The organism is Streptomyces sp. RFCAC02, assembly GCF_004193175.1.
Taxonomy (GTDB): Bacteria; Actinomycetota; Actinomycetes; order Streptomycetales; family Streptomycetaceae; genus Streptomyces.
Map to the genome: position 1 here is coordinate 3810431 of NZ_SAUH01000001.1, position 13778 is coordinate 3824208.

Annotated in this window: 16 protein-coding genes; 7 read left to right on the forward strand and 9 right to left on the reverse strand. The window is 73.7% G+C overall.

Annotated features, from left to right (window positions below; genetic code table 11):
* Positions 1 to 421: 421 nt before the first annotated feature.
* From EMA09_RS17645 to EMA09_RS28430, 4 genes are all read left to right on the forward strand, one after another.
* Positions 422 to 1558: an adenosine deaminase gene (locus EMA09_RS17645; protein ID WP_129841987.1), complete on the forward strand. Its 1137-nt coding sequence runs from the start codon at positions 422 to 424 to the stop codon at positions 1556 to 1558.
* 161 nt (positions 1559 to 1719) lie between these two features.
* Entirely contained in the window at positions 1720 to 2055 is a 336-nt protein-coding gene (locus tag EMA09_RS17650) for an ATP-binding protein (RefSeq protein WP_129841988.1), read from the forward strand.
* Between the two features lie 125 nt (positions 2056 to 2180).
* Positions 2181 to 2546, forward strand: coding sequence for a hypothetical protein (locus tag EMA09_RS17655; protein ID WP_129841989.1), 366 nt, complete (start codon positions 2181 to 2183; stop codon positions 2544 to 2546).
* A 157-nt stretch (positions 2547 to 2703) separates the two neighbouring features.
* Positions 2704 to 2859 carry a hypothetical protein gene (locus EMA09_RS28430; RefSeq protein ID WP_168220751.1) on the forward strand — a complete coding sequence of 52 codons (156 nt, stop codon included), beginning with the start codon at positions 2704 to 2706 and terminating at the stop codon, positions 2857 to 2859.
* Between the two features lie 8 nt (positions 2860 to 2867).
* Here the strand turns inward: EMA09_RS28430 and EMA09_RS17660 are convergent, their stop codons facing one another.
* The 4 genes from EMA09_RS17660 to EMA09_RS17675 all read right to left on the reverse strand — a co-directional run bounded on the left by EMA09_RS17660 (position 2868) and on the right by EMA09_RS17675 (position 6515).
* Complete coding sequence (locus EMA09_RS17660; RefSeq protein WP_168220752.1) at positions 2868 to 3512, reverse strand: VanZ family protein; 645 nt, start codon at positions 3510 to 3512, stop codon at positions 2868 to 2870.
* Positions 3513 to 3598: 86 nt separating this feature from the next.
* A complete protein-coding gene (locus EMA09_RS17665) occupies positions 3599 to 4195 on the reverse strand; it encodes a hypothetical protein (RefSeq protein ID WP_129841991.1) in 597 nt (198 codons plus the stop codon).
* Complete coding sequence (locus EMA09_RS17670; RefSeq protein ID WP_240796447.1) at positions 4192 to 5841, reverse strand: HAMP domain-containing sensor histidine kinase; 1650 nt, start codon at positions 5839 to 5841, stop codon at positions 4192 to 4194. Before EMA09_RS17670 ends, EMA09_RS17665 begins: the two co-directional genes overlap by 4 nt.
* Positions 5838 to 6515 (reverse strand): response regulator transcription factor, encoded by a 678-nt coding sequence (locus EMA09_RS17675; protein WP_206305959.1) that lies wholly within the window; start codon positions 6513 to 6515, stop codon positions 5838 to 5840. Before EMA09_RS17675 ends, EMA09_RS17670 begins: the two co-directional genes overlap by 4 nt.
* Positions 6516 to 6710: 195 nt before the next feature.
* Between EMA09_RS17675 and EMA09_RS17680 the strand changes: the two genes are divergently transcribed.
* Complete coding sequence (locus EMA09_RS17680) at positions 6711 to 7445, forward strand: SigE family RNA polymerase sigma factor (protein WP_129841994.1); 735 nt, start codon at positions 6711 to 6713, stop codon at positions 7443 to 7445.
* Between the two features lie 303 nt (positions 7446 to 7748).
* On the opposite strand, the gene EMA09_RS17685 is transcribed toward EMA09_RS17680, so the two are convergent.
* Genes EMA09_RS17685 through deoC form a run of 4 tightly spaced genes read right to left on the reverse strand, consistent with a single transcriptional unit; the run spans position 7749 to position 11527 of the window.
* Entirely contained in the window at positions 7749 to 8228 is a 480-nt protein-coding gene (locus tag EMA09_RS17685; protein WP_129841995.1) for a nucleoside deaminase, read from the reverse strand.
* Positions 8229 to 8234: 6 nt separating this feature from the next.
* Positions 8235 to 9122: an aldehyde dehydrogenase family protein gene (locus tag EMA09_RS17690; protein ID WP_129841996.1), complete on the reverse strand. Its 888-nt coding sequence runs from the start codon at positions 9120 to 9122 to the stop codon at positions 8235 to 8237.
* Positions 9115 to 10575 (reverse strand): aldehyde dehydrogenase family protein, encoded by a 1461-nt coding sequence (locus EMA09_RS17695; RefSeq protein WP_129841997.1) that lies wholly within the window; start codon positions 10573 to 10575, stop codon positions 9115 to 9117. Before EMA09_RS17695 ends, EMA09_RS17690 begins: the two co-directional genes overlap by 8 nt.
* A gap of 7 nt (positions 10576 to 10582) precedes the next feature.
* Positions 10583 to 11527, reverse strand: a complete 945-nt coding sequence (gene deoC, locus EMA09_RS17700; RefSeq protein WP_129844099.1) for a deoxyribose-phosphate aldolase — start codon at positions 11525 to 11527, stop codon at positions 10583 to 10585.
* 143 nt (positions 11528 to 11670) lie between these two features.
* Between deoC and EMA09_RS17705 the strand changes: the two genes are divergently transcribed.
* Complete coding sequence (locus EMA09_RS17705; protein WP_129841998.1) at positions 11671 to 11913, forward strand: DUF2945 domain-containing protein; 243 nt, start codon at positions 11671 to 11673, stop codon at positions 11911 to 11913.
* 97 nt (positions 11914 to 12010) lie between these two features.
* Positions 12011 to 12673, forward strand: a complete 663-nt coding sequence (locus EMA09_RS17710; protein ID WP_129841999.1) for a PH domain-containing protein — start codon at positions 12011 to 12013, stop codon at positions 12671 to 12673.
* A gap of 83 nt (positions 12674 to 12756) precedes the next feature.
* On the opposite strand, the gene EMA09_RS17715 is transcribed toward EMA09_RS17710, so the two are convergent.
* Positions 12757 to 13692: a helix-turn-helix transcriptional regulator gene (locus EMA09_RS17715; RefSeq protein WP_129842000.1), complete on the reverse strand. Its 936-nt coding sequence runs from the start codon at positions 13690 to 13692 to the stop codon at positions 12757 to 12759.
* Positions 13693 to 13778: the final 86 nt, after the last annotated feature.

A 13778-nucleotide genomic window follows, 5' to 3' on the forward strand; every position in this document is an offset into this window, starting at 1 on the left:
TCACAGCCCGGGCCGCTGCCTCGTCCCGAGTGCAGGAACCCCGGACAGGGAGCAGATGATGGACGTCGCGCTGTGGATCACCGCCGGAAGTACTGGCCGTCGCCTGCCTGGTGGGAAGCTCCAAGATGGTCGTGCCGGCGGAGAAGCCGGCCGCGATGGGCTCCTCCTCGCAGTGGGTCCTGGAGTTCAGAACCGGTTCCGTCAGGGCCATCGGCGCCGTCGAACTGCTGGCGGCGATCGGTCTGATCCTGCACGCGGCAGTGGCGAGCGGGTCACGACCGCCGGCGACGTGCTCTACCTCTGCCTGGCCGTGTTCCTCGCGTGGGGGCGTCTCGGTCCCGAGTCCTTCACCGGCTGACGCCGGCATGGCCGGGTCCACTCCGCCACGGGCTTCTACGCGCGTAGGAGTTAGAGTGCGGGCGTGACGACACCGCGTGAGAACCTCCCGGCGCCCGACCAGATCCTGCGCGCCCCCAAGGTGCTGCTGCACGACCACCTGGACGGCGGCCTGCGCCCCGCCACCGTCGTCGAACTCGCCGACGCCCAGGGCTACCGCTCCCTGCCGGAGACCGACCCGGAACGCCTCGGCACCTGGTTCCGGGACGCCGCGAACTCCGGCTCCCTCGTCCGCTACCTGGAGACCTTCACGCACACCACCGGCGTCATGCAGACCCGCGACGCCCTCGTACGGGTCGCCGCCGAGTGCGTCGAGGACCTGGCCGCCGACGGCGTCGTCTACGCGGAGATCCGCTACGCCCCCGAGCAGCACCTCGGCGCGGGGCTCGCGCTGGAGGACGTCGTGGAGGCCGTCGACGAGGGCCTGCGCCAGGGGGAACGCCGCGCCGCCGCGGCCGGCCGCCGTATCCGGGCCGTCGCCCTCCTCACCGCCATGCGGCACGCGGCGCGCGCCCTGGAGATCGCCGAACTCGCCAACCGCTACCGGGACCGGGGCGTCGCCGGCTTCGACATCGCCGGCGCCGAGGCCGGGTTCCCGCCGGCGCGGCACCTCGACGCGTTCGAGTACCTCAAGCGGGAGAACAACCACTTCACCATCCACGCGGGCGAGGCGTTCGGCCTGCCGTCGATCTGGCAGGCGCTCCAGTGGTGCGGCGCCGACCGTCTCGGCCACGGCGTGCGGATCATCGACGACATCCAGGTCGCGGACGACGGATCGGTGCGGCTCGGCCGGCTCGCCGCGTACGTCCGCGACACGCGCGTGCCGCTGGAGATGTGCCCCACGTCCAACCTGCAGACGGGCGCCGCCGCCTCGCTGGACGAGCACCCCATCGGCCTGCTGCGGCGGCTCCACTTCCGCGTCACCGTCAACACGGACAACCGTCTGATGAGCGCGACCAGCATGACGGGGGAATTCACCCGGCTGGTCCGGACTTTCCGCTACACCCTGGACGACCTCCAGTGGTTCACGGTCAATGCGATGAAATCCGCGTTCATTCCTTTCGATGAACGTCTCGCCATGATCAACGACGTGATCAAGCCCGGATACGCCGCCCTGCGCTCCGAATGGCTGTTCGCCACCGGGGCGTCAGTGGGCCACTGACCTGGGACGATGTGGTCGAGTGCGTGGCCGGTGCGGGGATAGCACGACCCGGCGGGCGAGGACGCCACAGCGCATTTCGATTCATTGCGGCGAGGGCGTGGATCTGGCTACCGTCCCCATCGCCGCTCGAAAGAAAACCCCACACAAGGACGTCATCCAAGATGAAGAAGTCAACCGCCAGGTCCCTGGGTACCGTCGCCCTCGGCGCCGCGTTCGTCGCCACCGCCGCCGGCACCGCCGCCGCGTCCGGCCTCCCGGTCGGCGGCGTGCAGGACACCGCCAGCGGTGTCGTGCGCACCCTCCCCGCCCACGATGTCGCGCGGACCCTGCCGGCCGGCGGCCAGCTCGTCGAGTCCGGGTCCGACATGCTCGCCGGCGCGGGCCAGGTGACCAGCGCCCACGAGACGCTGTCCGCCACGCAGGGCGGTGACCCGGTGGGCCAGCTCCTCGGTGGTCTGCCGACCAACCAGGTCCTCGGCAGCGCCCTCCCGCTCTGACCCCCTCGACGACGGCCGGGAGACCCGCTTCCACCCACCTGGGTCTCCCGGCCGTTCCCCCTCGCCTCTCCCGCCTCCCCGGCTTCCGTGGGAGGATCGTCGTATGACCTGCGACCGAAAGGGCCGTGCCGCGTAACCGGCCCGGGCGCCTGCGCGCCGAACAGCCCCGTGCGTCCCGCCACGGCCAGGGCCGCGAGCCCCGCATCGCCGGGCTGACCTCGGCCGCGCACGCCGAGATCCGCCACATCGAACGGACCCGGGGCCACCTCGCCCCCGGCGACACCGCGACGGCGCTCCGCCTCTGGCGCGAGTTCGTCCACGACCCGCGCCACCGTTTCCTCGACACGGAAGCCCGTGGCTGCACCATCTGGGAGTGCTGCGGCGACCCGTACCAGGCACGGGATTCCCTCGAAGCCGTGATCCTGGCGATGTCGCGCCGCAGGGGGCGCGAACTCCGCCGTCTGATCGATGCTCTGGACGACCTGTGGTGACGTCGTGCGCTGACGTCGGGGTGAACAGTTGATGACCATGTGACCGCTGGCGCGCTTCCGGTCGTTCTGGGCCGACGTGCCGGGGCTACCCTCTGCCAGTCGCCGAGCGGGCGGCGCGCCACGGACGGCAGCGTGACGCTGGTGCACCTGGGGATCCGTGTCCTGCTACGCCGAGAGCCCGCGGCTGTTCGTGCTGCTCGCCGCCGACAAGAAGGGCACCCTCCTCGGCATACTGCCCAAGCAGGGGCTCGACGGAGCGGACGTCGCCGAGCCGTTGCGCGCCATCCTCGACCGTCATCTGCGGCGCGCCTGACAGGTACGTCAGGCCGCCATACGGGTCAGCGGTGCCGAGTACGTGTCGTGCCGGCCCTGCGCCCTGTCCGTGGCCGGTGTGGCGGGGCAGCGGGGGGACGCCACCCGGTGGGCCACCGGCGGTGTCCCCGGGTGCGGGAACGGCGGGTCGACCGGCTGCTCGCCGCGGTCCCAGCCGCGCTCGCCGTCGTCCAGGGCGTGGCGGCGCAGGCAGCGGTAGCCGAGCTGGTGCGCGAGCGCGATGCCCGCCGTGCTGAGGATCACCGAGTCGATGTCGGCGACCCGGCTCGGCACCCAGGACTGGCCGTACTCCAGAGCCAGCGCGATCATGCCGCCCGCGAACACCGTGCGCCCGAGCGACCCGAACCGCGTCCCGCCCAGCCGGTGGCCGAGCAGCGGCAGCAGCAGGCCGAGCGGTGACAGCGGCAGCATGCCGCCGCTCAGGGTGCGGACCGCCTCCCGGGGTCCCGCGGCGAGGTCGTCGGCGATGGTGGCGAACGGGGTCATGTTCCCCGGCGGCACCCACACCACGGGCAGGGGACGCAGCACCAGCCAGCTCACGACAGTGAGATGGAGGGCCAGGAGTGCCAGGGCGGCCAGCCGGACGCGCGGGACGACGCCCGGCGCGGTGGAGCCCGCGGAGTGATGCTGCACGCACTCCATGACGCCGGCTCCCCGCACCCGGTTCCGCGCGCCGGTGTGATGTGCGGAACGGCCGGACGCGGGTCAGCGGCGGCGCGTCACGGGCGGTGGCCGATGCTGCCGGTGCCCTCCGGGCTGGCGCGGTTCGCGGTGGAGCAGGCGTACGTCTTCGGCCGGGTCGGCCCCTTGCCGGGCGGGCCGCCGAGCAGGATCGTCCAGCCGTCGCCCAGCGACTCGTTGGCCGAGAACGTGCACACGATCTGCACCAGCGCGGACGCCGGGAGGTCAGCGGGGTGCTCGCTCAGCCGCAGGGTGCCCGCCGGGTCGGTCGGGACCGGACCGGACACCGTCAGGTCGACGGGCACGTCGCTGCGGAACCCGGCGTCGCGTTCCGGCTCGTCCGGTTCGTGCTGGAGTTCGGCGAGCAGGATGCTCGCGATGTGCGCGCCGTCCTCGGCCGCGGGCTGCGGCAGGGTGAGGTCGCGCAGGACGGGATTCACGTGGGAGCCGCACACGAGGTACACCTCCGACTCGTCGCCGCCGTCCGACGCGGGCGCGTCGCACGTGGCACGCGACGGGGCGGGTCCCGCGTCGACGGGGACGTCGGTCGGCTGTATGCCGCAGGCCGTCGCCGCGGCGACGAGGACGGTGGCCCCGGCGGTCAGGACGCGCCGGGCGGTACGGGGGCGGGTCACCGGTCGTCGCTCCCGTCACCGGTCGCACGCGCCGCCGTGCCGGCTCCGGCGGGGCCGTCCGCGTCGTCGGGCGCCGTACGGCCGCGCGGGACCCGTACGTCCGGCAGCGCGGCGCCGTCGTCGTCCGGCTCCTCCCCGTCGATGTCCTCGGCCGGGAGGGGGCGCTTCGGCAGCCGGAGCGTGAAGACGGCGCCGCCCCCGGGGCCGTTCGCCGCCTCGATCTCGCCGCCGTGCAGGTGGGCGTTCTCCAGCGCGATGGACAGGCCGAGCCCGCTGCCGTCCGACCGCGGCCGCGACGCGCTCGCCTTGTAGAACCGGTCGAAGACGTGCGGCAGCACCTCCTCGGGGATGCCGGGACCCCGGTCGGCGACCCGTACGGTCACTTCCTGCGCGCCCCGCGCGGACACCTCCTCCCGCACCGTCACCCGCACCGGGGACCCGCCGTGCTTCAGGGCGTTGCCGACGAGGTTGGCGAGGATGACGTCCAGGCGGCGCGGGTCGAGGCGGGCGATGATGCCGCGCGGCGCGTCCAGGTCGATCGCGTCCAGCCAGGCACGGGCGTCGACGCACGCGGTGACCTGGTCGGCCATGTCCACGTCGTCCAGGACCATGCGGGCGGTGCCGGCGTCGAAGCGGGTGACCTCCATCAGGTTCTCCACGAGGTCGTTGAGGCGGCGCGTCTCGCTGACGACGAGCTGCACGGCGGGCGCGATCATCGGGTCCAGGGTGTCGATCTCCTCCTCAAGCACCTCCGTCATGGCCGTGATCGCCGTCATCGGGGTGCGCAGCTCGTGCGACATGTCCGCGACGAACCGGCGGCTGGCCGACTCCCGGTCGCTCAGCTCGGCGACCCGCGTCTCCAGCGAGGCCGCGGCGTCGTTGAACGTGCGGGTGAGCTGCGCCAGCTCGTCCGCGCCGCGCACCTCGAGACGCGTGTCGAGCCGGCCCTCGCCGAGCCGCTGCGCCGCGTCGCTGAGCCGCTGCACGGGCCGCAGCACCGTACGGGCCGCCGCCTGCGCGAGCAGCACGGACCCGATGACGGCGAGCGCCGTCGCGACGCCGAGGGACCAGGCGAGGGACGTCAGGTCGTCGTTCTCGGAGCCCAGGGAGGTGAGCATGTAGCCGGTCGGGCCGTCGTCCAGGACACGCGTGCCGCCGATGAGGTACGGCTCGCCGCCGACCGAGACGCGCTGCCAGTACATGTGGAACGGCGCGCCCTCGTCCTTCTCGTCGCCGCGCCGCTGGCCCACCGCCTCGCGCAGGCTCTGCGGGATCATCGGCTCGCCGAACGCCGCCGGGTCGGACTCGGCGGCGCAGGCCGGCTCGCCCGCGCGGTCGTCGAGGAGGACGACGTCGAACTCCAGCGTGTTGTTCGCGACGGCGGCGGCCATGCCGCGCAGGTCGTCGCAGGTCGGGTCGTCGGGGAGGGCGCCGGCGTTGTCGGCGAGCGACTTGCGGAACTCGCCGAGCGCCGCGTTCTGCGCGCGCGTGACGACGGCGTCGCGGTTCAGCCAGTAGGCGATGCCGGAAACGGAGACGGCCGCGACCAGCGCGACCAGCGCGAACACCGTCACCAGCCGCAGCCGCAGGCTGGTGAGCCGCAGCAGTGTGCGCAGCCGTCCCCTGACACCGCCCTCGGCCGTCACGAAGGCGGATCCAGCCGGTAGCCCACACCCCGGACGGTGCGGATGAGCTTCGGGGAGGACGGCACGTCCTCGACCTTGGCGCGCAGCCGCTGCACGCACGCGTCGACGAGCCGGGAGTCGCCCAGGTAGTCGTGCTCCCAGACGAGCCGCAGCAACTGCTGACGGGACAGGGCCTGGCCGGGACGGCGGCTCAGCTCCAGGAGGAGCCGCAGCTCGGTCGGGGTGAGCTGGAGGTCGGCGCCGTTCTTCGTGACGGTCATCGCGGCACGGTCGATGACGATGGCCCCGAACGTCGCCGAGTCGTTCGACTCCCGCTCGCCGCGCCGCATCACCGCGCGGATGCGGGCGTCGAGGACGCGGCCCTGCACCGGCTTCACCACGTAGTCGTCCGCGCCGGACTCCAGGCCGACGACCACGTCGATGTCGTCGCTGCGGGCGGTGAGGAGGATGATCGGCAACTGGTCGGTCCGCCGGATCCGCCGGCACACCTCGAAACCGTCGATCCCGGGCAGCATCACGTCGAGCACGATGAGGTCGGGGCGCTGCTCCCGCAGAACCTTGAGGCCGTCCTCGCCGGACGGGGCGGTCATCACCCGGTGCCCCTGGCGAGTCAGGCTCATCTCCAGGGCCGTCCGAACCGCCTCGTCGTCCTCGATCAGCAACAGGAAAGCCACGCCGGTCATTGTGGCGCATACGTGCCCGGAATCTCGACCGTCGTTCGCGGAGCGGGATCGGCGCATCCCCGGCGTGCGGGGGCGGCCCCGCCCTGTGACACCGCTGTGACAGTTGGGGGACCCCGTCATGAAACTGGCCCGGCAGTGTAGTGGCCAGCAAGAAGCGGACGAGAACAGGCAGGGGGAGGAACGGGGATGAGCGCAACGGTTCGTCATACCGACTCGGTGGCGAGTGGGACGCGCGCTTCCGCGGGGCCGGTTCCCGTCCGGCGGGGGGAGAGGTCCGGGGCCGCGCACCGGCTGGGGGGCCGGCGCGGCACCGGACAGCAGCGCCCGACGCACTTGGCGGCGGTGGGCGCGGCACGGGAGGGCGGTCGCTGTGCGGGGAACGCGCGGTGCGACGGGGGCACGGAGGCGGAGTTCACCGCCTACGTGCGCGAACGCCGCGCGTCCCTGTACGCGACGGCCTACCACCTGACGGGCGACCGGTACGAGGCGGAGGACCTGCTGCAGAGCGCGCTGCTGTCCACGTACCGTGCGTGGGACCGCATCACGGACAAGGCCGCCGTCGGCGGCTACCTGCGCCGCACGATGACCAACCTGCACATCAGCGCGTGGCGGCGCCGCAAGCTGAACGAGTACCCGACCGAGGAGCTGCCCGAGGCGCCCGGCGAGCAGGACACGATGCGCGGCACCGAGCTGCGCGCCGTCCTGTGGCAGGCCCTCGCGCGCCTGCCCGAGCAGCAGCGCACGATGCTCGTGCTCCGCTACTACGAGGGCCGGACCGACCCGGAGATCGCCGACACGCTCAACATCAGCGTCGGCACGGTGAAGAGCAGCATATGGCGCACGCTGCGGCGGCTGCGCGACGACCAGGCGCTCAGCTACGGCCGGGACCAGGAGGAGTCCTTCGGCGAGCTGGTCGCCTGACCGGACCGGGGGGACACGAGCGGGCGGGGGCCCGAGGGGAACACGGGGACCGGCGGGGGCCGGAAAGAACGGGGGAACGGGGGAACGGGGGAGGAAACGCGGGGCGCGGGTCGGCCGGGGGGTCCACCCGCGCCCCGCGCCGCCGTGCGCAGGGGGGCGCGGGGGACCTCGCGCGGGCGTGCGCGGTGGTGCGCGATCTTCTCGGCACCGGCCACGGCCCGCATGTCCTCGGCCCCGCCCGGGGAGCAGGACGTCCGGCCGGGAGCCGCACGCCTGCACCGGCTCGCGGTTTCCGCCCGACGGTCAGTCGCCCGTGCGGAAGCGGCGGTGCAGTGCGTGGATCTCGTCGGCCAGTCCGGGGGCGGGGCCGTCCACCCGCGCGCCCGGTACGACGGCCGTGATCGGCAGGGTGCTCACCGGTGGCGCGGGGACGCCGAGCGCCGCGAGCCAGGTCCCGAGCTGCTCCGACGAACTCGCGTACACGATCCGTCCGAGCCCCACCCAGCCGTGCGCCGCCGCGCACATCGGGCAGTGCTCGCCCGACGTGTAGACGGTGGCCGCGGCCCGTTCCCCCGGCGAGAGGTGGGCGGCCGACCACCGCGCGATGGCGAACTCCGGGTGGCGCGTGCTGTCGCCGCCCGCCACGTGGTTGTGGTCCTCGAAGCGCACCGCGCCCGAGGCGTCGACGAGGAGGGAGCCGAAGGGCTCGTCACCCGCGTCCACGGCGGTGCGCGCCAGCTCGACGCAGCGGCGCAGGTGGCGGAGGTCCGTCCCGTCCAGCATCGTCGATCACACTCCCATCGGGTGCCACACCGTCTTGGTCTCCAGCCACGCCAGGATGCGCCCGGTGCCGGGGTCGGCCGTCCAGTCCTCGCCTGCGCGGGGCCTGCGCACGCGCTTCAGCGTTCCCGCGGCTGCGGCCTCCAGATCGGCGGCGAGCGACGGGTCGCCGGCCGTGCCGGTCAGGTCGAGCGCGTCGACGTCGCCGTGCGAGGCGAGCGGCGGGCCGAGTTCGGCGCGGCGGCCGGAGAGCAGGTTCACGACACCGCCGGGCAGGTCCGAGGTGGCCAGGACCTCCGCGAGGGACAGCGCCGGGAGCGGCGCCCCCTCCGAGGTGACGACGACCGCCGTGCAGCCGGTGGCCAGGACGGGCGCGAGCACCGACACCAGGCCGAGGAGCGACGACTCCTCCGGTGCCAGGGCGGCGACCACGCCCGTCGGCTCCGGCGTGGAGAGGTTGAAGTACGGGCCGGCCACCGGGTTCGCCGCGCCGGCGACCTGCGCGACCTTGTCGGTCCAGCCGGCGTACCAGACCCAGCGGTCGACGGCCGCGTCCACCGCGGCGCCGGCCGCCGCACCGTCCAGCCCCTCGGCCGCCGCGACTTCGGCGGCGAACTGCTCCCGCCGCCCCTCCAGCATCTCCGCGACGCGGTAGAGGATCTGGCCGCGGTTGTACGCCGTGGCGCGCGACCAGCCGCCGAACGCCTTCCGCGCCGCCACGACAGCGTCCCGCGCGTCCTTGCGGGAGGCCAGCGGGGCGTGGGCGAGCCGGCGGCCCGAAACGTCGGACACTTCGTACACCCGTCCGCTCTCGGAGCGGGGGAACGCGCCCCCCACAAACAGCTTGTACGTCTTCAGCACGGGCAACCGCCGCTGCCCGGACGACGGTTCAGACATCGAGATACGCCTCCAGACCGTGCCGCCCGCCCTCGCGGCCGTAACCGGACTCCCGGTAGCCGCCGAACGGGGACGTCGGGTCGAACTTGTTGAACGTGTTGGACCACACGACGCCCGCCCGCAGCCGGTTCGCCATCCACAGGATGCGCGAGCCCTTCTCCGTCCAGACGCCGGCGGACAGGCCGTACGGCGTGTTGTTGGCCTTCGCGACGGCCTCGTCGGGCGTGCGGAAGGTGAGGACCGACAGCACGGGGCCGAAGATCTCCTCCCGCGCGATCCGGTGCGCCTGCGTCACGCCGGTGAACAGCGTCGGGGGGAACCACCAGCCGCGGTCCGGCAGGTCGCACGGCGGGGACCAGCGTTCCGCGCCCTCCGCCTCGCCGGCCGCCGTCAGCTCCTCGATCCGGTCGAGCTGGGCCGGTGAGTTGATGGCGCCGATGTCGGTGTTCTTGTCGAGCGGGTCCCCGACGCGGAGGGTCGCGACGCGCCGCTTCAGCGCGTCGAGCAGCTCGTCGGCGACCGACTCCTGCACGAGCAGCCGGGACCCGGCGCAGCACACGTGGCCCTGGTTGAAGAAGATGCCGTTCACGACGCCCTCGACGGCCTGGTCGATCGGCGCGTCGTCGAAGACGATGTTGGCGGCCTTGCCGCCGAGTTCGAGCGTGACGCGCTTGCGGGTGCCGGCGACCGTGCGGGCGATGGCGCGGCCGACCTCCGTCGAGCCGGTGAAGGCCACCTTGTCGACGCCGTCGTGCGCGACGAGGGCCGCGCCGGTGGCGCCGTCGCCCGTCACGATGTTGACGACGCCCCGGGGCAGTCCGGCCTGCGCGCAGATGTCGGCGAAGCGGAGCGCGGTGAGCGGCGTCGTCTCGGCCGGCTTGAGGACGACGGTGTTGCCGGTGGCGAGGGCGGGCGCGATCTTCCACGCGAGCATGAGGAGCGGGAAGTTCCACGGGATGACCTGCGCCGCGACACCGAGGGGGCGCGGGTCGTCGCCGAAGCCGGCGTGCCGGAGCTTGTCGGCCCAGCCGGCGTAGTAGAAGAAGTGCGCGGCGACCAGCGGGAGGTCCACGTCGCGCGACTCGCGGATGGGCTTGCCGTTGTCGAGGGACTCCAGTACGGCCAGCTCGCGGGCGCGCTCCTGCACGATGCGGGCGATGCGGAACAGGTACTTGCCGCGCTCGGCGCCGGGCAGCGCCGACCACGCGGGGAACGCCGCGCGCGCCGCCGCCACCGCCGCGTCCACGTCGGCCTCGCCGGCCCACGCGACCTCGGACAGCTTCTCCTCGTCGGCGGGGGAGACGGTCGTGAGGACCCGGCCGTCGGCCGCCGGCCGGAACCCGCCGTCGACGAACAGGCCGTACGACGGCGCGATGTCCGCGAGGGCGCGGGACTCGGGCGCGGGGGTGTAGGCGAACGGGTCGCGGTCCGCTGCTTCTTGTGCTGCTGCCATGGTGCGTTCAGTCCACCGTCACGTAGTTCGGGCCGGAGTAGCTGCCGGTGCGGAGCTTCTGGCGCTGCATCAGCAGGTCGTTGAGGAGGCTGGACGCGCCGATCCTGAAGCGGGCGGGGTCGAGCCAGTCGGGTCCCGCCGTCTCGTTGACCAGGACGAGGTACTTCACCGCGTCCTTGGCGGTACGGATGCCGCCGGCCGGCTTCACACCGATCTGCCGGCCGGTCGCGGCGCGGAAGTCGCGCACGGCCTCCAGCATGAGGAGCGTGTTCGCGGGCGTCGCGGCGACGGGGACCTTGCCGGTGGACGTCTTGATGAAGTCGGCGCCGGCGAGCATGGCGAGCCAGGAGGCGCGGCGGATCGCGTCGTACGTGGCCAGCTCGCCGTTCTCCAGGATCACCTTCAGGTGCGCCGTGCCGCACGCCTCGCGGACGGCCCCGATCTCCTCGTACACCTGGAGGTAGCGGCCGGCGAGGAACGCGCCCCGGTCGATCACCATGTCGATCTCGTCCGCGCCGGCGGCGACGGCCGCGCGCGTGTCGGCGAGCTTCACCGGCAGCGCGGAGCGTCCCGACGGGAACGCCGTCGCGACCGAGGCGACCGCGATCCCGGTGCCGCGCAGGGCCTCGGCGGCCGTCGCGACCAGGTCGGAGTAGACGCAGATGGCGGCGACGCGGGGCGTGGCCCGGTCGGTGGGGTCGGGCGCGGCGCCCTTCGCGCACAGGGCGCGGACCTTCCCCGGCGTGTCCGCGCCCTCCAGGGTCGTCAGGTCGATCATGGAGATCGCGAGGTCGATCGCGTACGCCTTCGCGGTGGTCTTGATCGACCGGGTCCCGAGCGCGGCGGCCCGCGCTTCGAGACCGACGGCGTCCACGCCGGGCAGGCCGTGCAGGAATCGGCGCAGGGCGGCGTCGGACGCGACGACGTCCGCCAGGCCGGTACTCGACAACATGGTCACCACACCAGCATATCTACGCGCGTAGTGGTGTGTCACGCCGTCGGCGGAACGCGCGACCCCCGGCGCGTGAGCGGCGCGCGGCCGTCGGGAACCCGTGCACCGGCCCCGTACACCGACCGGAGGGAGGCCGGAGAACCATGGCTGGAGACAAGGGCAAGCGGCAGCTCCGCAAGGGGGACCGAGTCTGGTGGAGCAGCCACGGCAGCGAGGCGGTGGGCCGTGTCGAGCGGCAGTTCACCGAGCCGACCGAGGCCGCCGGGCGCAAGGTCAAGGCATCACCCGACGAGCCGCAGTACCAGGTGCGCAGCGAGAAGTCCGGCGGACGCGCGGTCCACAAGCGCGGCGCGCTGCGTACGGAGGACGAGGAACGCGACCGGTGACCGGCCGCGGGCGCGCGGGCGGCGTGCGCCGGATTCCGCCGGCCCCGTGCGCACCGCCCGTCCCTCCCCTTCCGCGCCGTCCGGCAGAATCGGACGCATGAGTGAGCCCCAGAAGTACTCCGACCGCATCTACCGATCGGGTTCCGCCATCGCGGCCGGGGTGCTGCTGCTGGCCCTCGGCGGCTGGCTCGGCATCGACGCGATGGTGCGCGGCGACGGCCGGACGCCGGTGACCGCGATCGCCGGGCTGCTGCTCGCCGTGCCGCTCGTCGTCGCGTTCACGTTCCGTCCCGCGGTCTTCGCGTCGGACGACCTGCTGCGCGTGCGCAACCCGTTCCGCACCGTGACCCTGCCGTGGGGCGAGGTCGAGACCGTGCGGGCGGGCTACTCGTCCGAGGTCCTGACGACGGGGGGCGCGAAGTACCAGCTGTGGGCGATCCCGGTGTCGCTGCGCGCCCGGTCGAGGGCGCAGCGCCGGAGCGCGCGCGACGGCGAGAGCGGGGGGCGTACGCCGCGCGGTGGGCGGCTCGGCGGTTTCGGCGGCTTCGGGGGGCCGGACAGCGAGCACGGGGCGCCGCAGTTCGGGCCGTCGAAGGGGGCGCAGGCGGACCAGACCGTCCTGGAGCTGCGGGAACTCGCCGAGCGACGGCACGAGAAGCCGGAGGCCCAGGGCACGGTCACGGTCCGCTGGAGCTGGGAGACGATGGCCCCGGCGGCCGTGGGCCTCGTGGCCCTGCTCGTGCTGTGGCTGACGAACTGACCTGCTGAGGGGCGGGGCGGTGAACGCCGGCCCGGGGCCGTAGCGGGCTCGGACACCCCCGTTCGTCGGCGACCGCGCGCCGGTCAGGCCGTGCTCCCGCCGGATGCACGCTCCGGGTGCCGGCTGTCGCACACGGCGTCACCGTGCGCTCGACCCGCGCCATCGCCCCGGGGATCCTCACCGAGACACGCCAGGAGACGTAGTGCCGCGGCGGACGGGGAGTCGGGGGCGGCGGTGAAGATCGCCAGGCGCTGCCCCGGGTCGTGGGCCAGCTCCATCAGCTCGTTGTTCAGCGTCATGGATCCCACCACCGGGTGGTGGAAGACACGGGTGGGGGCGACGCACTTGTGCACCGGATGTGCCGCCCACAGAGACGCGAATTCCGGACTCTTGAGGGTGAGTTCGCCGATGAGTCCGGCCAGTTCCGGGTCGTCCGGGCGGCGCGCCGCCGTCATGCGCAGATCGGCGACCGTGTCCCGGGCCTTGCCGTGCCAGTCGGCGTACAGCTCGCGGGTGTGCGGGTCAAGGAAGACCTGGCGCGCGATGTTGGGCCGCTGCCGGGGCTGCTCGGGCGCCCGGTAGGGCAGGTGGCCGGCGAGCAGGGCGTGCGCGGAGCGGTTCCAGGCCAGGACGTCGTTGCAGCGGCCGATGACCAGGGCCGGGACGCCGCCCAGGGCGTCGATCATCAGCTCGGTGCTCGGGCGCAGACGCTCGGGGCGGGAACGTCGGCGGGTCCTCGGCGTGCGGCGGGCCAGGCTGTGCAGGTGGGACCGTTCCACGTCGTCGAGCCGGAGGACGCGTGCCACCGCGTCGAGCACGGCGTCGGAGGCGTTGGGGCTCTGCCCCTGCTCCAGACGGGTGTAGTAGCCGGCGCTGACGCCGGCGAGCTGCGTCAGTTCCTCCCGGCGGAGCCCCGGGACGCGCCGCCGGCCGCCGTAGTCCGGCAGGCCGACGTCTTCGGGCCGTAGCCGGGCGCGCCGGGTGCGCAGGAATTCGCCGAGGTCCGTCCGCTGCTCCATGACGCCAAGGATGCCGTTCCCCGGCGCGTCGTGCCTGTACCTGCTGGGTGCAGTCATGGAGGGGGTCCCCCCGGCGGAGGGGTGGG

What these genes read in the sequence shown, in the direction of transcription:
- EMA09_RS17650 (WP_129841988.1), top strand. Translation starts at nt 1,720, where the DNA reads ATGAAGAAGTCAACCGCCAGGTCCCTGGGTACCGTCGCCCTCGGCGCC.
- EMA09_RS17680 (WP_129841994.1), top strand. Translation starts at nt 6,711, where the DNA reads ATGAGCGCAACGGTTCGTCATACCGACTCGGTGGCGAGTGGGACGCGC.
- EMA09_RS17685 (WP_129841995.1), bottom strand. Translation starts at nt 8,228, where the DNA reads ATGCTGGACGGGACGGACCTCCGCCACCTGCGCCGCTGCGTCGAGCTG.
- EMA09_RS17690 (WP_129841996.1), bottom strand. Translation starts at nt 9,122, where the DNA reads ATGTCTGAACCGTCGTCCGGGCAGCGGCGGTTGCCCGTGCTGAAGACG.
- EMA09_RS17695 (WP_129841997.1), bottom strand. Translation starts at nt 10,575, where the DNA reads ATGGCAGCAGCACAAGAAGCAGCGGACCGCGACCCGTTCGCCTACACC.
- deoC (WP_129844099.1), bottom strand. Translation starts at nt 11,527, where the DNA reads ATGTTGTCGAGTACCGGCCTGGCGGACGTCGTCGCGTCCGACGCCGCC.
- EMA09_RS17705 (WP_129841998.1), top strand. Translation starts at nt 11,671, where the DNA reads ATGGCTGGAGACAAGGGCAAGCGGCAGCTCCGCAAGGGGGACCGAGTC.
- EMA09_RS17710 (WP_129841999.1), top strand. Translation starts at nt 12,011, where the DNA reads ATGAGTGAGCCCCAGAAGTACTCCGACCGCATCTACCGATCGGGTTCC.
- EMA09_RS17715 (WP_129842000.1), bottom strand. Translation starts at nt 13,692, where the DNA reads ATGGAGCAGCGGACGGACCTCGGCGAATTCCTGCGCACCCGGCGCGCC.